The following is a 21,933-nucleotide window of genomic DNA, read 5'->3' on the forward strand; positions in this document are numbered from 1 at the left end:
TATATGAAAATATGATTCCAAATATGATATTAAGAAGCATGCGTTAGGACGGAGCGGCGTGTGAAGGCGATCGTCTGTGAACGACCGGGGAATCTGATGCTGATATCCCGTCCTGAACCGGTACCGCAGGCTGATGAGGTACTGCTGCGCATCCGCTGTGTGGGGCTGTGCGGCACGGATTATCACATCTATGGGGGCGACCAGCCCTTCCTGGACTATCCGCGCATCATGGGCCATGAACTGGCCGGAGAGGTCATGGTGGCGCCACCCGGTTCGCCGTTACGGCCCGGACAGACCGTTACGATCAACCCCTATCTGCCATGCGGGTCCTGTCGGGCCTGCCGTCGCGGCCGGCCGAACTGCTGCACGCATATCCAGGTATTGGGCGTGCATCGCGATGGCGGCATGTGCGAATTCCTGTCCGTGCCGGAACGGGCGGTTGTCGATGCCACCGGCCTGACGCTGGAACAGGCCGCGATGGTGGAATTCCTGGCCATCGGCGCCCATGCCGTCGCCCGGTCGGGGGCAGGGGCCGATGACCGTGTCTTGGTGGTGGGTGCCGGCCCCATCGGCATTGCCAGCGCGCTGTTCGCGCGGCTGAACGGGGCGTCGGTGACGCTGATGGACATGCGGGGGGCAAGACTGGCCTATGCCGCGTCCCGCCTGGGTTTCACCGACATCGTCCGTGCTGGGGAGAAGGCGGCCGACCAGCTGCGCGCCCGCACGGATGGGGAGATGTTCGATGTCGTTTTCGATGCGACGGGGCATGTGGGGGCCATGTCGGCGGGGCTTGCCAATGTCGCGCATGGCGGCACTTATTTGCTGGTCGGGGTGGCCAAGGGGGACCTTGTCTTTGCCGATCCGGAATTCCACAAGCGCGAGACGAGTTTGCTGGCCAGCCGCAATGCCCTGACGTCGGATTTCCTCCGGGTCATTGCCGCCATCAAGGCCGGTCAGATACCGGATGCCGCCCTTTACACCCATGGCTTCGATGCCGTCGACATGCCGACGCGCCTTCCGCGCCTGATCGCCGAGGCCGATCACGTGCTGAAGGCCATCGCACGGTTTTGATCCGGAGGAACCAGTACCCTTACCCTTCCCAATCCAGAAAAGAGCCAGGAGACGGCCGATATGTCAGGAGAGGAAACGTCCGGGATGCGCGGGACAAACCCGCCGCCCTTCATCGCCGCCGGTTACCGCTGGGGCTTCGCACTGATCGCCAGCCTGTTTTTCCTGTGGGCGATCGCCAACAATTTCAACGACATCCTGATCCGCCATTTCCAGAAGGCGCTGGGCCTGGACCGGATGCAGGCGGGCTTCATCCAGTTTGTCTTCTATATCGGCTATTTCCTGGTGGCGCTGCCGGCGGGGCTGGTCATGCGCCGCCATGGCTACAAGGTGGCGATCATCATCGGGCTGGCGCTCTATGCCGCCGGTGCCTTGCTGTTCCTGCCGGCATCGTTCGCCCGCACCTATGGCCTGTTCCTGTCGGCCTTGTTCGTCATCGCGGCCGGGGCGGCGTTCCTGGAAACGGCGGCCAATCCCTATATCGCCGCCTTTGGCGATCGCGCCCGCGCGCCGCAGCGCCTGAACCTGGCGCAATCCTTCAACGGTTTCGGCGCCTTCATCGCGCCCATCATCGGCGGCATGCTGATCTTCTCCGGCGTCGAACATTCACCCGAGGCACTGGCCGCCATGCCGACGGCGGAACTGGAGGCCTACCGCGTGATGGAGGCATCCACGGTACGGCTGCCCTATCTGCTGCTGGCCGGCGTGGCGGGCGCGATCGCGCTGGCGGTGATCTTCACGAAACTGCCGAGAGGCGACATCGAACAGTCCGGCGAAGGGCTGGGCAGCCAGTTCCGCCAGCTGCTGCGCCACCGTTCCCTGGTGACGGCCGTGGCGGCGCAGTTCTTCTATGTCGGTGCCCAGGTCGGGGTGTGGAGCTTCTTCGTCGATTTCGTGAAGGATGCCACGCCGGAGGTTTCCGAACGTCAGGCGGCCTTCCTGCTGTCGACCAGCCTGGTGCTGTTCATGGTGGGTCGCTTCGTCGGCACGATCCTGATGTCCAAGGTGGCGCCGGCCCGGCTGCTGGGCCTCTATGCCCTGATCAATGTCGTCCTGTGCGCGGTCGCCATCGGCGCGTCGGGGCAGGTGGCGGTGGGGGCGCTGGTGCTGACCAGCTTCTTCATGTCGGTGATGTTCCCCACCATCTTCGCCATGGGCATCGACCGGCTGGGACCGCTGGTGCCGCTGGGGTCAAGCTGCATCATCATGGCCATCATCGGCGGGGCCATCTGTCCGCCGCTCATGGGCCTGATCGCCGTGTCGACCGGAACCATGCAGCTGGGCTTCGCCCTGCCGCTGGCCTGTTTCCTGGTCGTGGCTTTGTACGCATACCGAAACCGCTGAGGTTCAACATCCCGTGCCAAGGACGCAGCCGGCGGCGGATATGACACCGGCCCCAGGCTTGCCTTGCGATGGCAGTTGGAAAACCAAGGAAAAGAGAGAGCGACATGACATCCTGGTCCCGCAGACAGGCCCTGAAGGGCATCGCCATCGCCACCCTGGCCGCCCCCGCCCTGGCCAATACCCAGGCCGCCGCCCTTTCGGCGGACAATCCCGGCCCGCTGACCCTGTGGTACCGGCAGCCGGCCAAGGTCTGGACCGAGGCGCTGGCTATCGGCAATGGACGGCTGGGTGCCATGGTGTTCGGCGGGGTGGACAAGGAACGGCTGCAGCTGAACGAGGATACGCTGTGGTCCGGCGGCCCCTATGACCCGGCCAATCCCGACGCGCTGGCGGCCTTGCCGGAGGTACGCGCCCTGATCGCCCAGGGCAAATATGCCGAGGCGGAGGCCATGGTGAATGCCCGGATGATGGGCAAGCCCGTGCGCCAGATGTCGTACCAGACGCTGGGCGATCTGGGCCTGGAATTCCCAGGCCTGGGGGAAGCCGTCGATTACCGCCGCGACCTGGATCTGGACCGTGCGGTGGCCACCACGCGTTTCCGCGTTGGCGACACGATCCACACACGGGAGGTGTTCGCGTCGCCCGTCGATCAGGTGTTGGTGGTCCGCCTGTCGGCCGAGGGGGCGGGCCGGGTGGATGTGGATGTGAAGCTGTCCACCCCGCAGAAGGCGGAGGTGAAGACCGACGCCGGCGACCTGCTGGCGATGCGTGGCCGCAATGGTGAGCAGCATGGGGTGCAGGGCGCGTTGCGCTTCACCTGCCTGGTCCGCGCCCTGCCGGTGGGCGGCACGGTGGAAGCGGCGGGCAACCATCTGAAGGTACGCGGTGCGGAGAGCGTGGTCCTGCTGCTGGCGGCCGCCACCTCCTTCCGCCGCTATGACGATGTGTCGGGCGATCCCGATGCCATCGCCGCCGGTCAGGTGCTGGCGGCAACGGGGAAGCCCTTCGCCCGGCTGCTGGACGCGCATCTTGTGTCCCACCGCGCCCTGTTCCGCCGTGTCGCCGTCGACCTGGGCACGACAGCTGCCGCCAGCCTGCCCACCGATGAACGGGTACGCGACAGCGAGGCGCTGAACGACCCGGCGCTGGCCGCGCTTTATCACCAGTTCGGCCGCTATCTGCTGATCTGTTCGTCCCGCCCTGGCACGCAGCCCGCCAATCTGCAGGGCATCTGGAACGACAGTCTGAAGCCCAGCTGGGGCAGCAAATACACCATCAATATCAATACGGAGATGAATTACTGGCCGGCGGAGCCCACCGCCCTGCCGGAACTGGCGGAACCGCTGGTGTCCCTGATCCGCGACATCGCCGAAACCGGGGCGCGCACGGCCAGGACCATGTATGGCGCCCGCGGCTGGATGGCCCATCACAATACCGACCTGTGGCGCGCCACGGCCCCAATCGACGGGGCCAAGTATGGCATGTGGCCGGTGGGCGGGGCGTGGCTGTGCCTGCATCTGTGGGACCATTACGATTATGGCCGCGACAGGGATTTCCTGGCATCGGTCTATCCGCTGATGAAGGGGGCGGCGGAGTTCTTCCTGGATACGCTGGTGGAGGCCCCAAAGAGCGGTTTCCTGATGACCAGCCCGTCCCTGTCGCCGGAGAACCGCCATCCCCATGGCTCCTCCCTGGTCGCCGGGCCGGCCATGGACCAGCAGATCCTGCGCGACCTGTTCGACAATTGTGTGAAGGCGGCGGAAATCCTGGGCCTGGACCCCGAATTCCGCGCCCAGGCCGCCAAGACCCGTGCCCGGCTGGCGCCCGACAAGACCGGCCGGGTGGGACAGTTGCAGGAATGGGTGGAGGATTGGGACATGCAGGTCCCGGAAATCCACCATCGCCACGTCTCCCACCTCTATGCCGTCTATCCCAGCGGCCAGATCGACGTGTTCGACACGCCGGAACTGGCGGTGGCCGCCCGCAAGTCCCTGGAAATTCGCGGCGATGAGGCGACGGGTTGGGGCATCGGCTGGCGCCTGAATCTGTGGGCGCGGCTGGGTGATGCGGAACGGGCGCATCTGGTGCTGCGCATGCTGCTGCGGCCCAAGCGCACCTATCCCAACCTGTTCGACAGCCACCCGCCCTTCCAGATCGACGGCAATTTCGGCGGCACCTCCGGTATCACGGAAATGGTGCTGCGCAGTCGCAAGAACGAGATTCACCTGCTGCCGGCTTTGCCGGGCGCCTGGCCGAAGGGCAGCGTCACCGGCCTGCGTGCCCGTGGTGCCGTCCGCGTTGACCTGTCCTGGTCGGGCGGCAAGCTGGATCAGGCGGTGCTGGAGGCACGCGTGCCCGGCCAGCACCGCCTGCGCCTGGGCAAACAGGTGATCGAGATCGACCTGGAGGCCCGCAAGCCGGTGCGGGTGACCCGTAATGGCGGCAAACTGTCGGTGGGGCCGCTGTCCTGATCCCGTGAGCCAACAAAAAGATCGAAGAGAAGGAACCCCCGGGATGACCGATATTTCCCCCGCCGCAATGCCCTGAGCCTGGCCCTGATGGGCGGTGCCGGTCTGGCCGCCGGTCCTGTCGCAGCGGCGCCGGCCGCCGCCCCTGCGGCCACCTGCATTCCCCCCGGCAAACCGGGTGGCCCGCAATGGGCGCGGGGGTTGGATAATCAGCGCAAGCCCAACCTGGGCGACGGGCGGTATCTGAACCCGCTGTTTTCCGGCGACCATCCGGACCCGACCATCCTGAAGGACGGGAAGGATTACTACATCACCTTCTCCACCTTCGACAGCTATCCAGGCCTGGTCATCTGGCATTCACGCGACATGCTGAACTGGACGCCGGTGACGGCGGCCTTGACCAAAAACCTGGGTGCCGTCTGGGCGCCGGAACTGACCAAGCATAAGGGCCGCTATTTCCTCTACATCCCCATCAAGGGCAATCCCACCGGCACCTATGTCATCTGGGCCGACAGGATCGAGGGGCCGTGGAGCGAGCCGAAATATCTGGGCCTGTCCGGCTTCATCGATCCCGGCCATGCCGTGGGCAAGGACGGGTCGCGCTGGCTGTTCCTGTCGGGCGGCAGCCGCATCCGGTTGAGCGATGATGGCCTGTCCACCGTGGGGGAGCCGGAGAAGGTCTATAATCCCTGGCGCTACCCGTCCGACTGGGTGGTGGAGGGCTTTTCCCCCGAAGGGCCGAAGGTCATGCGACATGGGGAATATTATTACATGATCACCGCCGTGGGTGGCACGGCCGGGCCGCCGACCGGCCATATGGTGATCGCCGCCCGGTCGAAATCCATCAACGGCCCGTGGGAGGATTGCCCCCACAATCCCATCGTGCGCACCATCGACAATGACGAATATTGGTGGTGCCGGAGCCACGCCACCCTGGTGGAGGGGCCAGTTCACGGGGCTTCTTTTCCCCCTGTCCGTTCTCAAGAACCAATGCTATCGCTGGCCTACGCCATGCCATGCTGAGTGGGGGAGTTGATGAGCCGTCCTGGGTTGAAGGGCACCTACGCCGCCCCGGCGCTGGAAAAGGCCTTCGAAATCCTCGAGCTGCTGGCGGATCGGCCGGGCGGCATGCAGATCAGCGAGATGTCCGCCATTCTGGAACGGTCGGTGGGGGAGCTGTTCCGCATCGTCATCGTCATGGAACAGCGCGGCTATTTGCAAAAATCCCAGGCCAATGACCGCTACACGGTGGCCTACAAGCTGCTGGATGTGGCCCTGCGCGCCACCCCGTCACAGAACCTGGTGGCCGTCGCCGTCGCCCCCATGGAACGGCTGGCCGAGCGCGTGGGCCAATCCTGCCATCTGGTGGTGGTCAATGGCGGCCAGGGGCTGGTGATCGCGCGCCAGGAGAACCCCGGCACGCGCGGTTTCGCCCTGAAGGTGGGGGCCGCCGTCGATCTGCTGCGCAGCTGTTCGGGCCATGTGCTGCTGGCCTTCTCCCCACCCGCCCGCACGGCCCGCCTGATCGAGCAGGCCGACAGCACATTCGACCACACCGCCCTGATGCCGGCCCTGGACAAGGTGCGCGCCCAGGGCTTCGACAGCCGCAAAAGCCCCGTCACCTTCGGCGTCACCGATATCAGCCTGCCGATCTTCGGCTTCAACGGCGATGTCATGGCGGCGCTCACCATCCCCTTCATGGAGATGGTCGACGGATCGCAGAAGGTCGGGGCGGAAGAGGCGCGTCAGCAGTTGCGCGAGACGGCCATGGCCATCTCCGCCGACCTGGGCCACGCCCCCTGAATCCACGCTGATCTTTTGCCCGCCGGGAAAGTTGTCCCCTGGCTGGGGAGGCGCGCGTTCCGATCTCGATTTTCTTATTTGAAATTATAATTTCATTCACGATAATGGATTGAGGATGAAGCCGGGCACAGACCCGGCATTCAGGGAGAGGAAACATGCCCATGGATGCGTGCCACAACGGGGATGGGGAATGAGCCGCCGGCTGGTTCTGGCCCTGGATCTGGTGGCCGATGCCGACCTGATCGCCGATTATGAAAAGCTGCACGCCCCCGGTGGCGTCTGGCCCGGCGTGCTGGCCCATATCAGGGCCACGGGCGTTCTGGAGATGCAGATCTGGCGGGTGGATGATCGCATGGTGATGGTGGCGGAGGTCGCGGATGACTACCCCAGACCCGCCCCGCCCGCCCTGGACGAGGCTGTCGCCCGTTGGGAAGCGCTGATGTGGCGGTTCCAGAAGGCGTTGCCGCAGGCGGCGGCGGGGGAGAAATGGCGCCCCATGCGGGCGATCTTCGACCTGTCGCAGCATCCGGATGGGGTGTCCTGATGGCGCCGTTGACCCGCCCCATCGGCCGCACGGCGCTGTGCGTGCCGGAGATCGGCTTCGGCGCCGCCCCCTTGGGCAATCTCTATCGCCCCCTGTCCGATGACCAGGCCGGCGAAACCCTGGCGGCGGCCCTGGATGCGGGCCTGACCCATATCGACACGGCACCCTATTACGGGTTCGGCCTGTCGGAACGGCGGGTGGGTGATGGCGTGCGCGGGCGCACCGATGTGGTCCTGTCCAGCAAGGTCGGCCGGCTGCTGGTACCCGATGGCGATGTGCGCGACGACCGGGAACGCCATGGCTTCCGTTCATCCCAGCCTTTCCGGCCGACCTATGATTACAGCCATGACGGGGTGATGCGGTCGTGGGAGGCGTCGTTGCAGCGCCTGCGGCTGGCGCGCATCGACATTCTCTATGTCCATGATATCGGGCGCCTGACCCATGGCGATGCCCATGCCGACATGTTCGGGCAATTGACACGCGGCGACGGTTTCCGCGCCCTGGAAAACCTGCGTGCCGAAGGATCGATCGCGGCCTTCGGCATCGGCGTGAACGAGGTGCCGGCCTGTCTGGATTGCCTGCAGGTCGCCGACCTGGACGTCATCCTGCTGGCCGGACGTTACACGCTGCTGGAACAAGGCGCCCTGGATGCGCTGATGCCGGAATGCGCGCGGCGGAGTGTCAGCCTGACCCTGGGCGGCATCTTCAATTCCGGCATCCTGGCCACCGGCACGCGCGGGCCCGATATCGGTCACTACAATTACGGCCCGGCCCCCGCGGCGGTGATCGACCGGGTGCGGCGGATCGAGGCGGTGTGCGACCGGCACGGGGTGCCGCTGCCGGCCGCCGCCCTGCAATTCGCCCTGGCCCATCCGCAGGTCGCCAGCGTCATTCCCGGCCTGGACAGCCCGGAACGGGTCCGGGCCGTGGAGCAGCTTCACCATACGCCGATCCCGGCCGATTTCTGGACGGAGTTGCGGCATCTGGATCTGGTCCGCGCCGATGCCCCCCTGCCGGCGGGAGGCTGACGATGAGCCCCGTCATCGACGCGCACCAACATTTCTGGGACCCGGCACGCGGCGATTATGGCTGGCTGACCCCGGGTCTGCCGGTGCTTTACCACCCCTTCCTGCCACCCGATCTGCGCCCGATACTGGATACCGCCGGGATCGACGGCACCATCCTGGTGCAGGCGGCGGCAACAGAGGCGGAAACGGATTTCCTGCTGTCGCTGGCCGACGCCACGCCCTGGGTCCGGGGCGTCGTCGGCTGGGTCGATCTGGACGCACCGGACATCGCCGGCCGGATCGGGCAGCGGCGGGCGCAGGCGAAGTTCGTCGGCATCCGGCCGATGCTGCAGGATCTGGATGATCCCGACTGGATACTGGCCGCGTCGCGCGCCACCGGTCTGGCGGCCCTGGCCGCGTCCGGTCTGGCCTTCGACGCGCTGGTGAAACCGCCGCAACTGCATTGCGTGGCCGAACTGGCCCGGCGATACCCGGACCTGCCCATCATCATCGACCATGGGGCCAAGGGGCCGATCGGTGCCGGTCCCGTCGACGGCTGGCGCATCGATATCCGTGCGGCGGCCCGGTTTCCCAATGTCAGCTGCAAATTGTCGGGCCTGCTGACGGAGGTGGCACCCGGCACCGATGACGCGGCTTTGCTGGACCGGATGGCGGAGTTGCTGGACCTGTTCGGGCCGCACCGCCTGATCTGGGGCAGCGACTGGCCGGTGCTGGAACTGGCCGGCAGCTACGGGCGCTGGCACGGGCTGACCCACCGGTTCCTGGCGGGGCTGGATGATGTGGACGCCGCCGCCATCATGGGCGGCAATGCCCGGCATATCTACAGGTTGGGGGGATCATGACGGCACCGGCGGTGATCCTGCTGCACGGGGATGACAATGTCGTCGTCTGCTGCCGGACGGTGGAGGAGGGCGAGCCTATCTGCCTGAACGGGGTGGATATCGTGGCGGCGGAACGCGTGGCCCTGGGCCACAAGCTGGCGCGGATCGACCTGCCGGCGGGGGCCAAGGTGATCAAGTACGGCGCATCGATCGGGTCGATGACGGCGCCGGTACAGGCGGGCGGCTGGGTCCATATGCACAATATGAAAAGCGACTATATCGGTGCGCATCTGCGCGATGCGGCCAAAGGGTAGGTGGGGTCATGAAGGCGCAAGGCTATCTGCGGCCCGACGGGCGCAAGGGCATCCGCGATGTGCTGATCGTGGCCTATCTGGTGGAATGCGCCCACCATGCCGCGCGGCGCATCGTCGATCTGGCCGATGACGCGCAGGTGCATCTGGTGGGCTTCCCCGGCTGTTACCCCAACGATTACGCCAAGCGGATGATGAAGGCCCTGGTGGCCCATCCCAATGTCGGCGGGGTCGTGCTGCTGTCGCTGGGCTGCGAAAGCTTCGACCGGGAGGGGCTGGCTGCCCATGCGGCCGCCAATGGCCGTCCCGTGGAAACGGTGGTGATCCAGCAGGCGGGCGGCACGCGCGCCGCCATCGACCAGGGGCTGGCCGCCGTCCATCGCATCCGGGCTGAAATGGCGACCAGAGCGGTGCGGGTGCCGCTGGCGCTCAGCGACCTGGTGGTGGGCACCATCTGTGGCGGGTCGGACGGGACCAGCGGCATCACCGCCAATCCCGCCGTGGGCCGCGCCTTCGACCGGCTGGTCGATGCCGGTGCCACCTGCATCTTCGAGGAGACGGGGGAGATGATCGGCTGCGAAGGGCCGATGGCGGTGCGCGCCGCCACCCCTTCGGTGGCCGGCGCCATTGTCGGGTCGATCGCCAAGGCCGAAACCTATTACCGCACCATGGGTTATGGCAGCTTCGCGCCCGGCAATGCGGAGGGCGGGCTGTCCTCGCAGGAGGAGAAATCGGCCGGCGCCTATGTGAAGTCGGGCAGCCGGCCCATCGTCGGCGTCATCAAGCCGGCGGAGCAGCCCACCACCCCCGGCCTCTATCTGCTGGATGTGGTACCCGACGGGGAACCACGTTTCGGCTTTCCCAACATCTCCGACAATGCCGAGATCGTGGAGATGATGGCCTGCGGCGCGCATCTGACCCTGTTCACCACGGGGCGCGGGTCCGTCGTCGGGTCGGCCATCGCCCCGGTCATCAAGGTCACCGGCAATCCGGAGACCTGGCGCCGCCTGGGGGAGGATATGGATATCAATGCCGGCGCCATCTTCGACGGTTCCGCCACGCTGGACAGCGTGGGGGATGAGATCGTGGCGCTGGTGGAGGCGGTGGCGGCCGGGGCGGAGACCAAATCCGAAGCCATGGGCCACCGTGAATTCATCCTGACCTATAAAAGCTTCGAGCCATCGGGCCCCGGCTGTTTTCCCCGCTGAAACGGACATCGCGCATCATGAGCCACAAGCCAAGACTGGCGGGAAAGACCGCCCTGATCACCGCCGCCGGCCAGGGCATCGGCCGCGCCACGGCCGAACTGTTCGCGGCGGAGGGGGCGACTGTCTGGGCCACCGATATCAATGAAGCGGCCCTGGAAAGCCTGACCGGCTGCCGCACCCGCCGGCTGGATGTACGCGATCCGGTGGATATCGCGGCGGCACAGGCGGAAATCGGCCGCATCGATGTGCTGTTCAACTGCGCCGGGATCGTATCGGGCGGCAATATCCTGGAATGTGGGGAGGATGAGTGGGCCCTGGCCTTCGACATCAATGTCACGGCCATGTACCGGATGATCCGCGCCTTCCTGCCCGCCATGATCGAAGGGGGCGGCGGGTCGATCATCAACATGTCGTCGGTGGCCAGTGCGATCAAGGGCGTGCCCAACCGCTTCGTCTATGGCGCGTCCAAGGCGGCGGTGCTGGGCCTGACCAAGGCGGTGGCCGCCGACTTCGTCACCAGGGGCATCCGTTGCAACGCCATCTGCCCCGGCACGGTGGACACGCCATCGCTGCATGACAGGCTGCGCGCGACGGGCGATTACGAGGGCGCCTGGGCCGCCTTCACCGCGCGCCAGCCCATGGGCCGCGTCGGCGACCCACGGGAAATCGGGGCCCTGGCCCTCTATCTGGCATCGGACGAAAGCAGCTTCACCACGGGCCAGGCCCATGTCATCGACGGCGGCTGGACCAACTGACCGCTTCCCCCGCCGCCATCAGCATCCGAAATCATCATAGGCGATCCGGTCGCGCGGCACGCCGGCCTTGCGCAGCATCTCCAATGTCGCCTTCAGCATGGCGGGCGGCCCGCAGACCAGGAAGTCGCAGGATTTCAGGTCGCGGTGGCGCGCGATGTGCTGGGCCTTCACCACCTCATGGATCATGCCCCTGGCGCCGCGCCAGCCATCGGACGGATCAGGGTCCGACAAGGCGACGGTCCAGGCGAAATTGGCGTGCCCATCCCCCAGCCGGTCGAATTCATCCCGATAGAGGATGTCACGGGCGGCACGGGCGCCATACCAGAAGGAGATGCGTCGTGTCGCAGTCTTGCGCAGCAGTTCGTCGCGGATGATGGCGCGCAGCGGCGCCATACCGGCACCACCGCCGATCAGCACCAGTTCCCGGTTGCCCTCGGCCGCCGCGAAGCTGCCATAGGGACCGAAGAACCGCACCTCGTCCCCCGGGCGCAGGCCGAAGACATAGCTGGAGCCGGCACCGCAGGGAGCCTTGGCGGGGTCGGCGGGTGGCATGAAGCGGACATTCAGCACCAGTTCGCCCACCACTTCTCCCGGATGCGTGGCCATGGAATAGGACCGGCGTAGGCCACCCGGATGACTGATCCGGTCGGGCAGGCCCAGGCGCTGCCAATCCACCCGCCAGCCTTCCGGCACCTCGAACCGATCGGGACCGGTGCTGTAGGCGGGCACGGCCAGCTGGATGAACTGTCCGGCATGATGGGGTGGCACGGCACCGGACGCCATCCGCAGCCGCACCTCCTTGATCATCGGGCTGAGATAGCGCACGCCGACCACGCGGGCCGCGTGCCCCTGGCTGTCCAGCGCCTGATCCGGCACCGTCACCACCTGCCCCGTCCCCACGGCATGGCGGCAGGCCAGGCGGCAGCCCTGATCCAGTTGCGAACGGGACAGGTGCTGGCGGTCGGCGTCGGTCACGGCGGCATCCGCGCCCAGCGTCACCCGGCACAGTCCACAGCTTCCCCCACCACCGCAATTGGACGGCAGCATCACGCCGGCCCCGGCCAGGGCATCGAAGTAACTCGCCCCTTCCGGCAAGGACAGGGCGCGGGTGGTGCCGGCATCGCTGCGCAGGGTGACAGGGATGCCATGGCCCCGCAGGCGGCGGTAATGGCGGGCCAGGTTGAAATCCTGCCGGCTGAAACTGTCATAGACCAGGAACAGGCCGGACACCGACAGCCACAGGGCCGCCACCGCCGCCAGGATGATCAGCGGATGGTTGAAGCTCTCCCGCTCCGTATAATCCATGATGTGCAGCATCCAGGCGATGTCCCAGAGCCGCCAGTCATCATTGCGCCGTTCCAGCACCCGCCCGGTCTCCGCCGAGACATAAAGCGTTGTATTGTCCTCATCCGCAAAGGCGACACGCCACATCGCCCCTTCATGCTTACGGGCCTCCAGATTGGGCCCGGCCAGCCGCTCCACCCCGGAAATGGCGGCGGTGCCGGCATAATCCTGGCGCGCAATGTCACGGGCCAGCGCCTCGGTGATCTCCACCCGCGCACCATCGGTGGCGGACAGCAGACGCACGCCCTTGGGCGTGTGCGCCTCATAGACGAAGCTGTCCAGCAGGGGACGCAGTCGCAAGCCGCTGACCGGTCCGGCCAGCTTTTCCCGCACCTGATCCAGTGACAGGGATGGCGCATCAGCCGGCAATGTAAGCGGTGCGATGGCGCGGCGCATATGCTGACCGCTGACGGCGTGATGGTCGATCAGGGCCATGGCCGCCCCGCTCAGCGCCCAGAGCGCGAACTGCACGCCCATCAGCAGGCCGACCCACTTATGGAACCAACGGAATGTCTGAAGCATCGTGGTTCCCCTCAGCGCGCAGCGGCCGCGCGGCGGCGGCGGAAACTGTAGAAAAGCAGCCAGACGCCGCTGAGCATCACGATGGAGGCGGCGATCGTGGCCACCCGCACCAGCGGGTTGTTCACATCCGTACGTTCGGCATAGTCCATGATGTGGAACATCCAGACGAAATCGAAGGTGCGCCACAGATTGTGGCGGCGGGCCACCAGGTCGCCGGTGATGGGGGAGAGATAGATCGTATGATCGTTCCAGCCCGCAAACCGCACCTGCCAGACCGGCGCCGCGCGGCCCCTTATTTCCGCCGGCACCTCGGCCAGCAGGGTGACGGACTGCACCGCCGACTTGCCGGTATAGAGCGCGCGGGCCAGCCTTTCGGCCTCCTCATTCGTCAAAGGCGGGCGTTCCCGGCCGGTCACCGCATTGACCAGGGTCAGACCGCCGGCATGCTCGACCACGTAATGCGGTTCATCCAGCAGCGGCTTCAGCCGGACGGAGCGGACATCATTATAGGATTGCCGCACATCGTTGATGTCGTGCCGCACCTTGTCCAGGGCCAGGGGCGGCTGGGACCCGTGCAGATGGACGAAATGGTCGCCATGGATGATCTCGATGGGAACGACGACCATGTAAAGACCGCTGATGGCCCAGATCAGGGCCTGTATCCCGATCAGCAGGGCCAGCCATTTATGCGTCTTCCGGGCGATGGAAGCGGGGCGCATTGATTGCCTCCAGAACAGAGCAAACGGGATGCCCGCCGCCCCGTCCGAATGGAACGGGACGGCGGGTGGAGGATCAGAAACTGTAGGTCATGCGGACATAGCCCCGACGCCCCAGCAGGTCATAGGTCATGGTATCGGTATTGCCATCCGTCCAGCTTTTGATGAAGGGCGCATCCCGGTCGAACAGATTGTCGACACCCACCGCGATGCGGGCCCCCTCCACCACCTGATAGCTGGCCTGGATGTTGTGGTAGAAAACGTTGGGCGAGCGATAGCCGATATCGGCCGGGGCCGCGTTGAAATCCGTGGCCTTGCCGATCCACTGCACCGAATAGGTGGCGTTCCACTTCTCGTCCGAGACTGTACCGGACAGGTTGGAGCGCCAGTGCGGGAAGCCGCCATTGCCACCGCCGATATAGCCATCGAACAGGATGGGTGCCGCCCCCTGGAACGGGGTGATCGTGTACTTGTCCAGATAGGTGGCATTCCAGTCCAGCGCCACGCCCAGATCGGCCAGATCGAACTGGTACAGCAGGCCGAAATCGAACCCGCGCATCTTTTCCCGACCGGTATTCACCGGCTGGGCGGACAGGAAATTGATCTCCCCCGTCAGCGCATTGCGGGTGAAATGCTGCGACCCGCAGAACGGATGGCTCAGGCCCGCCGCATTATAGCAGACCGACAGCTTGGTCGATCCGGGGATGGAACGGATGGCATCCTTGATGCGGATGTCGAACAGATCGGCCGTGAAGGTCAGCCCCTCCACGAATTCCGGCTGGATCACCGTACCCACGGTGAAGCTGTCGGAGGTTTCGGGCTTCAACGCGCTGTTGCCGCCTACCGTGGTCAGGATGGTGTTGCCCAACTGGCGGAAGCCGGCGGGCACGCCGCTGGCCCGGCAATTGGCCGCCACGACCGATGTGGCGGGCAGTGCGCCGTAATTGGAACAGGGATCGGTGGTGGTCAGGTTGCCTTCCGACACGCCGCCGAACAGCTCCGGCACGTTGGGGATGCGGAAGGCCGTGCCATAGGTGGCGCGCAGCCGCACACTGTCGATGACCTGCCAGTCCAGGCCGGCCTTGTAATTGTCGGCACTGCCGAACAGGTCATAGTCGGAATAACGCGCCGCCGCGTTCAGTTCCAGGCGCTGGGCGAAGGGCAGATCGGCCAGCAGCGGCACCTGGAGTTCCAGATAGGCCTCCTTGGCCTTCACCCGGCCGGCGATCGGGTCCTGCTGGTTGGTGTTCGCGATGCCCAGCACGGTCAGCGCATCGGGATCGCGCCAGCCCTTGTCCTTGCGCCAGACCACACCCGTGGCGAAGCCGACATCGCCGGCCGGCAGTTCGAACAGCGAGCCCGTCAGGTCGAAAGTGCCACTGATCTGCTCGTTCCCGCCGCTGTCGCGGCTGGTATAGAGGATGTAATCCAGCACTTGGCGGTTCAGGTCGCCCGCCCCCAGATAATCGCCGCAGGGGATGGCGGCACCGGCGGCGGCGCTGCAAACGGAAGTGTTCAGCGTCTGGCGCACGCGGTCCAGGTTGGCGACATTGGTCGACCCGTCCACGCCCTTGTTGCGGCCCCAGTTGAAGGCGGCCTCCCAGCGCCAGCCATTGGCGAAGTGGCCATCCAGGCCGACCACAGTGCGCCAGGTATCGACATCCTGATAGAATTCACGCGGGCCGGGTTCGGCCAGGCGGCGGCCCTGGATGGTCAGGGTCTGGCCCGTGGGATTGGTCGGGTTGTTGGCGGCCACCGTCAGGTTGCGCAGCGTGCCGGGCGTGGCGATCTGGTCCGACTGCCGGTTGGTGAACATCAGTTCGCTGAACAGCCGCACCTCATCCGACAGGTTCAGATGGCCGAACATGTTGGCGGAGAAACGCTCGATCGGGTTGACGGCGTTCAGGAACGGGTTGGAATTGAAATTATGCTTGGCGGCGTAGGGTTCATAGAAATTGCCATTGCCGCCCGGCGTCTGGTTGAAATTGATGCTCTGGCCGTTGGGCAGCAGGGCACGGCCGCCGGTGGTGGATGAACTGCCCACACAGACAAGCTGCCCGCCGCTTTCACCCAGGCCGCAGGGCTCGCGGTCGGCCAGGTTGACCGCCTCGGACTTGTAATAGCTGAAGGTCGCGACCATCGCCCCCTTGTCACCCGACGTGCCCCAGGTCAGGTCGGCACTCTTCTCTTCGCCATCGCCCTCATCGGTGATGCCGTACTTGGCCGAGACCTCGACCCCGTCGAAATCGGTGCGGGTGACGATGTTGACCACGCCGGCAACCGCGTCGGCACCATAGATGGCAGAGGCACCATCTTTCAGCACGTCGATACGCTGGATCACCGAAACCGGGATGGTGTTCAGGTCCGGCGCGGAATTCGCACCCGTGCCGCCAGCCACCACGCGGCGACCGTTCAGCAGTACCAGCGTGCGGTTGATGCCCAGGCCGCGCAGATTGACCTGCGCCGTGCCATAGCCGTTATTGGCCCAATAGGCGTTGGTCTGGTTGCCCGCGAAGCCGGCGCTGGACGGCAGGCGCTGCAACAGCGTTTCCACGCTCGTCACGCCGGTGTTCCGGATGGCTTCCGCCGTCAGCACGGTGGCCGGGCCGACGCCGGTGATGTCCTGGCGCGCGATGCGGCTGCCGGTCACCACGATCTCTTCCAGCGTGCGGTTGTCCTGCGCCATGGCGGGTGCGGCCAGCACGCCCGTGGCGAGTGCCGTGGCAATGAAGAGGTTCCCCGTGACTTTCGTCATGATGTCTTGTCCCTGTTCCAGCAGGCAGGAGGTCGGCATGCACGCCGGGCTCAATCCTGCGTCATTATTTCAAGATGATTGACCCACCGATCCGGGAAAGGACCGCGACTCGCAAAGAAATCGCGATGGAATTTTCCAGCAGATATCGGCCCATTTATTTCAAATATCCGGGACATTTCCTGTTTATCGGGCTTTTTCTGACACGCACTCTTCCTGCGCACCATTCCATTCGGCATGGCGCGGCAAAAGGGCGCTGCAGGCGATAAAGGCCGGAAACCGGATTTGGTGGGGTACGCGTCTGATCCCGCCGGGATCAGGGTCGGTCAGGTGGCCGCAGGGCGCACCTGTCCATTGCTCAGCCGGCTACCGGCGGTCGCAGATCGGGCGCATGGCGGATACCGGACAGCACCTTCGCCTCCATCGGCGTGCGGTTGCCATTCTCATGGGCCGACAGGACCAGCGCATCGCCCGAAGGCAGGCCGGCCAGCGCCGTCAGGCAATGGATGACACCACAGCAGGCGCCGCCATCCGTGCAGTCGATGGGGCATTCCGCGTCCGATGCCTGCATATCGCCGGCCATGGCCAGGCGATGATGATCCAGGCCGCGCAATTCCGCCGCCTGTTCCTGATGTTCCCGGATCGCGGGATATTCATCGAGCGCATTGGCGCGGGCCGACCCGGAAATGGCGAAGACGAGCGCCATGGTCAGGGCGGCAAGCCCGACCAGGAACAAGCGTCGCATCATTTCCATTCTGTCCGCCAAGTCCCGCCCCCACGGCTGGTTTGAACTTAGGCCCAATGAATACAAAGGGATGTTAGACCGCCCCTTGGGGAGCGTCAACATCATGGATGACTTTTTGGTGACGGGCCGACCGCCAAGAGACCGACCCGCCTTTTACCACGCCCCTCAAACGCCGGGCGCCGCCATCCGGCGGCTGGGCTTACGCGCCCATGTGGGCGCGGGCCGGCAGTCGCCGTCCGCCAGCGGCATAAGCAAATGCTCATGCCGCTGGCATCAGAACCAGAACCTTATGCCCGTTAGCAGGGACACGGCACTGGGGTCCTCGCCATGAGCGCGGGCCAGACGGGCGGTGCCGCCCAGCTTACGCTCCCAATTGACGCCGACATAAGGGGCGAACTCCTTCACCAGCTCATAGCGCAGGCGCAGGCCCAGCGACATGTCGGTGAGGCCGGTTCCCGTTTCCAGTTCCCGCACCCGCTGGGCCGAGGCATTGACCTCCAATGCCGGCTGCAGGATCAGTTTCTGGGTGATCAGCAACTCATATTCGGCCTTCAGCCGGGCGGAGACGTCCCCATCCTCGCTGATGAAGGCCTGGGCATTCACCTCGAAGAAATAGGGCGCCACCCCCTTGAAGCCGACGACGCCATAGGTGGTCTGTGGCTGCGGGCGCACATCATGGCGGACACCCGCCTGCACATCCCAGAATTCCGACCACATCCGGCTGTAGAGAAGCTGGAACTCCGCCTCCTCCACCCCCTCACCGGCCGGCTTCTCGCCCTCAGTATTGAACCAGACCCTTTCGGTATCGCCACCGTACCAGCCCTGGGCCTCCCATTTCAGGACGTTGCGCCCGTCCTGAAAGCGGTGCTCCAGATGATCCACCTTGAAGGTGCCGATGAGGGGCAGATGGTCATGGCTGGGCACATGCGCATGATCCTCGGCCGCCTGGACGCCGGAGACACCCAGCATCAGAAGGGCGGCCAGCGCCGCCCGCTTGCAAATCGCGTTCATCGCTTGCCCCCTTCTCAAAGGCTCGCGGTCTTCGGGGAAACGATGAAGCGCGTCATCATCCCCGAAGCCATGTGGTAGAGCAGGTGGCAATGGAAGGGCCATTCGCCGGGTTCATCCGCCGTCAGCTGCACCGACCGGGATTTACCCGGCGGCACCAGCACCACATGCTTTTTCGGCATGCGGTCGGTCTGGCCATTCTCCAGTTCCATGAACATGCCATGCAGGTGCATCGGGTGCGCCATCATGGTGGTGTTCACGAAACGGATGCGCACACGCTCGCCATAGCCGACGCGGATCGGCTCCCCCTGGTCGAACTTCCGCCCGTTCAAGGTCCAGATGTAACGCGACATCATGCCGGTCAGCTGCACCTCGATCTCGTGCGTCGGCTCGCGCAGATCCTTGGCCCTGGTCAGGGATTTCAGATCGTCATAGGAAAGCGCCTTCGTGCCTGCCGGGGTGGAGGCATCGGCCCAGCCCAGCGGCCGTCCCTGGCTGGCGGCCGCCATGTCGCCATGGTTCATGCCGGCATGGGCGCTGTGATCCATGCCCTGCATCGATCCATGGCCCATGGCCGCATGGTCCATGCCACCGGAACCATGATCCATCGACCCGTGATCCATGCCGCCATGGGCCATGCCCATATCCTCCATGGTCAGGATGGTACGCGGACGCAGTTCCGGGATCGGCGCCTCCATGCCTTCGGCCACGGCGATGGTGGCGCGGGCATAACCGCTGCGGTCGACCGGTTCGGCCAGGAAGGTGAAGGGCTTGTCAGCCTCCGGCATGACGATGACATCATAGGTCTCGCCCACGCCGAAACGGAACTCGTCCACCTTAACGGGCATGACATTCTGCCCGTCGGCGGCCACCACGGTCATGGGCAGGCCGGGGATGCGCACATCGAAAATGCTCATCGCCGAACCGTTGATGATGCGCAGCCGCACCCGCTCACCCGGCTTGTACAGGGCCGTCCAATTATCCCTGGGCCCCTTGCCGTTGATCAGGAACTGATAGCCGGTCACGTCCGCCAGATCGGTGGCGTCCATGCGCATGTCGCCCCAGTCCAACCGATCGCGGATGGTGGCCTTCATCCCGTCACGCTCCGCATCCTTGAAGAAGTCGGAAAGCGTGCGCTTGCCCTGGTTGTAGTAACCCTCGCTGACCTTCAGGTTGCGCAGCACCGTTTCCGGCTTCTGCGCCGTGTGATCGGACAGGAAGACCACATAGTCACGGTCGGCACGCACCGGCTCCCGGCCCGCCGGGTCGATGATGATGGCGCCATACATGCCCTCCTGTTCCTGGGATGCCGAATGGCTGTGATACCAGTAGGTACCCGCTTGGCGCAGCTGGAACCGGTAGGTATAGGTCTGCCCGGGGTGGATCGGTTCAAACCCGTTGAAACCGGGCGACCCGTCCATCACCCCTTCCAGCAGCAGCCCGTGCCAGTGGATGGAGGTCGGTTCGTCCAGGCGGTTGGTGACATGGATCACCACCTCCTCCCCCTCGCGCCAACGCAGCGTGGGGGCCGGGACGGACCCGCCGATGGCGATGGCGCGGGTGGTGACACCGTCCACGGTGATCCGGGTGCGCTCCACCGCCAGTTCCAGTCCGGGACCGGCGGCGGCGAAGCTGCGGCGGCCGGGAAAGACCGACACCACACCGGCCATGCCGGCGGCAGCGGCCAGACGCAAGGCGTCGCGGCGGGAAAGCCCGCCTGATTGGCTGTTCATGACAAGTCCCCCTTACTTGGCGACGCTGATCTTGCCAACCATGCCGGCTTCGTAATGACCGGGAATATTGCACGCAAATTCCAGCGTTCCGCCCTGCGCGAAGGTCCAGACCAGTTCGCCCTGCTTGCCCGGCTCCACCAGGATGCTGTTGGGATCATCATGGTCCATATGGCCCATTCCCATTGCGGAATGATCCATTTTCGCCATGTCCTTGTTGATGCCGGTGGCGGTCAGCATGCCGTGATCGACCATCATCGCCATCTTCTTCTGATGCTCCGCATGGCCGGCAGCGGTGGCGATACTGAACTCGTGCAGCAGTTCGCCCTTGTTCACGACGATGAAGCGGATGGTCTCGCCGGCTTTTACATCCAGCTTTTCCAGATTGTAGGAGATGTCGGCCATCTCGATCTGGACGGTCCGTGTCGTGGCGGATGCCTTGCCCGGCTGGCCAGCGGGGGCGGCTTCATTCCCGGCGCCATGGCCGTGATGGGCATGATCCATCTGCGCCATGGCGGTGCCGGTCAGGGCAAACAGCCCGAAGCCGGCCAGAAGGGTGGCGCGAAACATGTGATTGATGCGGTTCATGATCAAATTCCTGCGGGATCGGTGCCGCAGCCGTCAGGGGGCGCGGCACGCAGTGCAGCGGCCGCCATCCGGCGCCCCTGCATTTCAAAGGATATCCAGGCCCTATCCGCACTTGGCAGCGGCGCAGGCTGGACGAAGCCCGCTCATCGGCGCGGGCAACAAGGCGCTGTCCCCACGCAAACGCGGGGCAGCACACCTCAAGCGAATTGTTTGGGTGGGCGCCGCAGGGGAGATACGGATCTGCCGGACATCGTCTCATCGGACGGCGCCCGCAAATGCAAAACCTCCCAGCCGATATCGCTGAATTGAAGGTCGGGTGCGGGCAGCACCGTCAACAGACCGCAGGCGAAAAGACAGCAACCGGGGGCCGGGGCCTTCATCCCCTGCCCGTCATGTGCACCGGCCTGACCGTCATGTCCATGATGCGCATGCCCATGGGACGCCGCAGGCTCCGCCGTCGCGGTGGCAAGGGACATTGCCGCCGGCTGGCCCGCCATCGCCATATGCGCGCCATGGCCGCCCAATCCGCCCCACCCCATGAGGAGGCCGATCAGCAATGCCGCGATGTATCGTGCGATGGACATGTCCAACCGGAAAGCCGCGATGGTGAGCTATATCACCCTATTATATGGCACACGCCCCCGGCATCACAAGGGGTGATGGGCCGCGCCGGCAGGCGGCACATGCGCCTTCCTTTCAGCCTCCGACAATTGACACATCCCCCCAGGGGGGATATTTGATCGAAATGAGCCATGCGAACAACCCCGATATCCTGAACCGCCTGAAAAGGGCGCAGGGGCACCTGTCCAAGATCGTCGAGATGGTCGAGGAGGGCCGCGATGCGCTGGTCGTCGCCCAGCAGCTGCAGGCCGTGCTTAAGGCCGTGGACAAGGCCAAGACCGTCCTGGTCCTGCATCATATCGAACATCACCTGGAAGAGGCCACGGGACCGCTGCCCAGGGAGGCGCGTGAGCGGCTGGCCGGCATTGCGGAGATCACCAAGTACCTTTGACGGCTTGCCGATACCAAGACCCTGCCGGGTGCCGGCGCCGTACCGGCTGACACATCGGGTCGGACAGCCCTAGAGTCCGTCAGGCGCTTCTATGAGCGCCTGACGGACTCTAGGCTTTTGGTTTGTCGTGTGATTCACGGTTTGAATGATTCCATTTAAACCGATC

General features: G+C 65.3%; 19 protein-coding genes. 12 read left to right on the plus strand and 7 right to left on the minus strand.

The window, feature by feature from the left end; genetic code table 11:
* The first annotated feature begins 96 nt into the window (after positions 1–96).
* From ACM9HJ_RS28570 to ACM9HJ_RS28620, 11 genes are all read left to right on the plus strand, one after another.
* Positions 97–1,071, plus strand: a complete 975-nt coding sequence (locus ACM9HJ_RS28570) for a zinc-binding alcohol dehydrogenase family protein (protein ID WP_416575202.1) — start codon at positions 97–99, stop codon at positions 1,069–1,071.
* An 84-nt stretch (positions 1,072–1,155) separates the two neighbouring features.
* On the plus strand, positions 1,156–2,412 hold the full coding sequence (gene fucP / locus ACM9HJ_RS28575; protein ID WP_416575203.1) for an L-fucose:H+ symporter permease: 1,257 nt from the start codon (positions 1,156–1,158) through the stop codon (positions 2,410–2,412).
* A 104-nt stretch (positions 2,413–2,516) separates the two neighbouring features.
* Positions 2,517–4,883: a glycosyl hydrolase family 95 catalytic domain-containing protein gene (locus ACM9HJ_RS28580; RefSeq protein WP_416575204.1), complete on the plus strand. Its 2,367-nt coding sequence runs from the start codon at positions 2,517–2,519 to the stop codon at positions 4,881–4,883.
* An 87-nt stretch (positions 4,884–4,970) separates the two neighbouring features.
* Complete coding sequence (locus tag ACM9HJ_RS28585; protein ID WP_416575205.1) at positions 4,971–5,903, plus strand: family 43 glycosylhydrolase; 933 nt, start codon at positions 4,971–4,973, stop codon at positions 5,901–5,903.
* Between the two features lie 12 nt (positions 5,904–5,915).
* Positions 5,916–6,683 carry an IclR family transcriptional regulator gene (locus ACM9HJ_RS28590; protein WP_416575206.1) on the plus strand — a complete coding sequence of 256 codons (768 nt, stop codon included), beginning with the start codon at positions 5,916–5,918 and terminating at the stop codon, positions 6,681–6,683.
* Between the two features lie 190 nt (positions 6,684–6,873).
* Positions 6,874–7,227 (plus strand): L-rhamnose mutarotase, encoded by a 354-nt coding sequence (locus tag ACM9HJ_RS28595; protein ID WP_416575207.1) that lies wholly within the window; start codon positions 6,874–6,876, stop codon positions 7,225–7,227.
* Positions 7,227–8,255, plus strand: a complete 1,029-nt coding sequence (locus ACM9HJ_RS28600) for an aldo/keto reductase (RefSeq protein WP_416575208.1) — start codon at positions 7,227–7,229, stop codon at positions 8,253–8,255. The genes ACM9HJ_RS28595 and ACM9HJ_RS28600 overlap by 1 nt, the downstream gene beginning before the upstream one ends.
* 2 nt (positions 8,256–8,257) lie before the next feature.
* On the plus strand, positions 8,258–9,097 hold the full coding sequence (locus ACM9HJ_RS28605; protein ID WP_416575209.1) for an amidohydrolase family protein: 840 nt from the start codon (positions 8,258–8,260) through the stop codon (positions 9,095–9,097).
* Complete coding sequence (locus ACM9HJ_RS28610; RefSeq protein WP_416575210.1) at positions 9,094–9,390, plus strand: UxaA family hydrolase; 297 nt, start codon at positions 9,094–9,096, stop codon at positions 9,388–9,390. The genes ACM9HJ_RS28605 and ACM9HJ_RS28610 overlap by 4 nt, the downstream gene beginning before the upstream one ends.
* 8 nt (positions 9,391–9,398) lie before the next feature.
* Complete coding sequence (locus ACM9HJ_RS28615) at positions 9,399–10,595, plus strand: UxaA family hydrolase (protein ID WP_416575211.1); 1,197 nt, start codon at positions 9,399–9,401, stop codon at positions 10,593–10,595.
* Positions 10,596–10,612: 17 nt separating this feature from the next.
* Positions 10,613–11,350: an SDR family oxidoreductase gene (locus tag ACM9HJ_RS28620; RefSeq protein WP_416575212.1), complete on the plus strand. Its 738-nt coding sequence runs from the start codon at positions 10,613–10,615 to the stop codon at positions 11,348–11,350.
* 18 nt (positions 11,351–11,368) lie between these two features.
* Here the strand turns inward: ACM9HJ_RS28620 and nqrF are convergent, their stop codons facing one another.
* From nqrF to ACM9HJ_RS28655, 7 genes are all read right to left on the minus strand, one after another.
* Entirely contained in the window at positions 11,369–13,216 is a 1,848-nt protein-coding gene (gene nqrF, locus ACM9HJ_RS28625) for an NADH:ubiquinone reductase (Na(+)-transporting) subunit F (RefSeq protein WP_416575213.1), read from the minus strand.
* An 11-nt stretch (positions 13,217–13,227) separates the two neighbouring features.
* Positions 13,228–13,935 carry a PepSY domain-containing protein gene (locus ACM9HJ_RS28630; protein ID WP_416575214.1) on the minus strand — a complete coding sequence of 236 codons (708 nt, stop codon included), beginning with the start codon at positions 13,933–13,935 and terminating at the stop codon, positions 13,228–13,230.
* Between the two features lie 73 nt (positions 13,936–14,008).
* Positions 14,009–16,687 carry a TonB-dependent receptor gene (locus tag ACM9HJ_RS28635; RefSeq protein WP_416575215.1) on the minus strand — a complete coding sequence of 893 codons (2,679 nt, stop codon included), beginning with the start codon at positions 16,685–16,687 and terminating at the stop codon, positions 14,009–14,011.
* A gap of 355 nt (positions 16,688–17,042) precedes the next feature.
* Positions 17,043–17,432, minus strand: a complete 390-nt coding sequence (locus ACM9HJ_RS28640) for a hypothetical protein (protein WP_416575216.1) — start codon at positions 17,430–17,432, stop codon at positions 17,043–17,045.
* 270 nt (positions 17,433–17,702) lie between these two features.
* Complete coding sequence (locus ACM9HJ_RS28645; protein ID WP_416575217.1) at positions 17,703–18,440, minus strand: copper resistance protein B; 738 nt, start codon at positions 18,438–18,440, stop codon at positions 17,703–17,705.
* Between the two features lie 14 nt (positions 18,441–18,454).
* Positions 18,455–20,170 (minus strand): copper resistance system multicopper oxidase, encoded by a 1,716-nt coding sequence (locus ACM9HJ_RS28650; protein ID WP_416575218.1) that lies wholly within the window; start codon positions 20,168–20,170, stop codon positions 18,455–18,457.
* Between the two features lie 12 nt (positions 20,171–20,182).
* Positions 20,183–20,755, minus strand: coding sequence for a cupredoxin domain-containing protein (locus ACM9HJ_RS28655; protein ID WP_416575219.1), 573 nt, complete (start codon positions 20,753–20,755; stop codon positions 20,183–20,185).
* 745 nt (positions 20,756–21,500) lie between these two features.
* Between ACM9HJ_RS28655 and ACM9HJ_RS28660 the strand changes: the two genes are divergently transcribed.
* Entirely contained in the window at positions 21,501–21,767 is a 267-nt protein-coding gene (locus ACM9HJ_RS28660) for a metal-sensing transcriptional repressor (RefSeq protein WP_416575220.1), read from the plus strand.
* Positions 21,768–21,933: the final 166 nt, after the last annotated feature.

The organism is Niveispirillum sp. KHB5.9, from assembly GCF_048066115.1.
GTDB lineage: Bacteria > Pseudomonadota > Alphaproteobacteria > Azospirillales > Azospirillaceae > Niveispirillum.

What these genes read in the sequence shown, in the direction of transcription:
- ACM9HJ_RS28615 (WP_416575211.1), top strand. Translation starts at nt 9,399, where the DNA reads ATGAAGGCGCAAGGCTATCTGCGGCCCGACGGGCGCAAGGGCATCCGC.
- ACM9HJ_RS28655 (WP_416575219.1), bottom strand. Translation starts at nt 20,755, where the DNA reads ATGAACCGCATCAATCACATGTTTCGCGCCACCCTTCTGGCCGGCTTC.
- ACM9HJ_RS28630 (WP_416575214.1), bottom strand. Translation starts at nt 13,935, where the DNA reads ATGCGCCCCGCTTCCATCGCCCGGAAGACGCATAAATGGCTGGCCCTG.
- ACM9HJ_RS28620 (WP_416575212.1), top strand. Translation starts at nt 10,613, where the DNA reads ATGAGCCACAAGCCAAGACTGGCGGGAAAGACCGCCCTGATCACCGCC.
- ACM9HJ_RS28650 (WP_416575218.1), bottom strand. Translation starts at nt 20,170, where the DNA reads ATGAACAGCCAATCAGGCGGGCTTTCCCGCCGCGACGCCTTGCGTCTG.
- ACM9HJ_RS28660 (WP_416575220.1), top strand. Translation starts at nt 21,501, where the DNA reads ATGAGCCATGCGAACAACCCCGATATCCTGAACCGCCTGAAAAGGGCG.
- ACM9HJ_RS28635 (WP_416575215.1), bottom strand. Translation starts at nt 16,687, where the DNA reads ATGACGAAAGTCACGGGGAACCTCTTCATTGCCACGGCACTCGCCACG.
- ACM9HJ_RS28640 (WP_416575216.1), bottom strand. Translation starts at nt 17,432, where the DNA reads ATGATGCGACGCTTGTTCCTGGTCGGGCTTGCCGCCCTGACCATGGCG.
- ACM9HJ_RS28595 (WP_416575207.1), top strand. Translation starts at nt 6,874, where the DNA reads ATGAGCCGCCGGCTGGTTCTGGCCCTGGATCTGGTGGCCGATGCCGAC.
- nqrF (WP_416575213.1), bottom strand. Translation starts at nt 13,216, where the DNA reads ATGCTTCAGACATTCCGTTGGTTCCATAAGTGGGTCGGCCTGCTGATG.
- fucP (WP_416575203.1), top strand. Translation starts at nt 1,156, where the DNA reads ATGCGCGGGACAAACCCGCCGCCCTTCATCGCCGCCGGTTACCGCTGG.
- ACM9HJ_RS28580 (WP_416575204.1), top strand. Translation starts at nt 2,517, where the DNA reads ATGACATCCTGGTCCCGCAGACAGGCCCTGAAGGGCATCGCCATCGCC.
- ACM9HJ_RS28605 (WP_416575209.1), top strand. Translation starts at nt 8,258, where the DNA reads ATGAGCCCCGTCATCGACGCGCACCAACATTTCTGGGACCCGGCACGC.
- ACM9HJ_RS28600 (WP_416575208.1), top strand. Translation starts at nt 7,227, where the DNA reads ATGGCGCCGTTGACCCGCCCCATCGGCCGCACGGCGCTGTGCGTGCCG.
- ACM9HJ_RS28570 (WP_416575202.1), top strand. Translation starts at nt 97, where the DNA reads ATGCTGATATCCCGTCCTGAACCGGTACCGCAGGCTGATGAGGTACTG.
- ACM9HJ_RS28645 (WP_416575217.1), bottom strand. Translation starts at nt 18,440, where the DNA reads ATGAACGCGATTTGCAAGCGGGCGGCGCTGGCCGCCCTTCTGATGCTG.
- ACM9HJ_RS28610 (WP_416575210.1), top strand. Translation starts at nt 9,094, where the DNA reads ATGACGGCACCGGCGGTGATCCTGCTGCACGGGGATGACAATGTCGTC.
- ACM9HJ_RS28590 (WP_416575206.1), top strand. Translation starts at nt 5,916, where the DNA reads ATGAGCCGTCCTGGGTTGAAGGGCACCTACGCCGCCCCGGCGCTGGAA.
- ACM9HJ_RS28585 (WP_416575205.1), top strand. Translation starts at nt 4,971, where the DNA reads ATGGGCGGTGCCGGTCTGGCCGCCGGTCCTGTCGCAGCGGCGCCGGCC.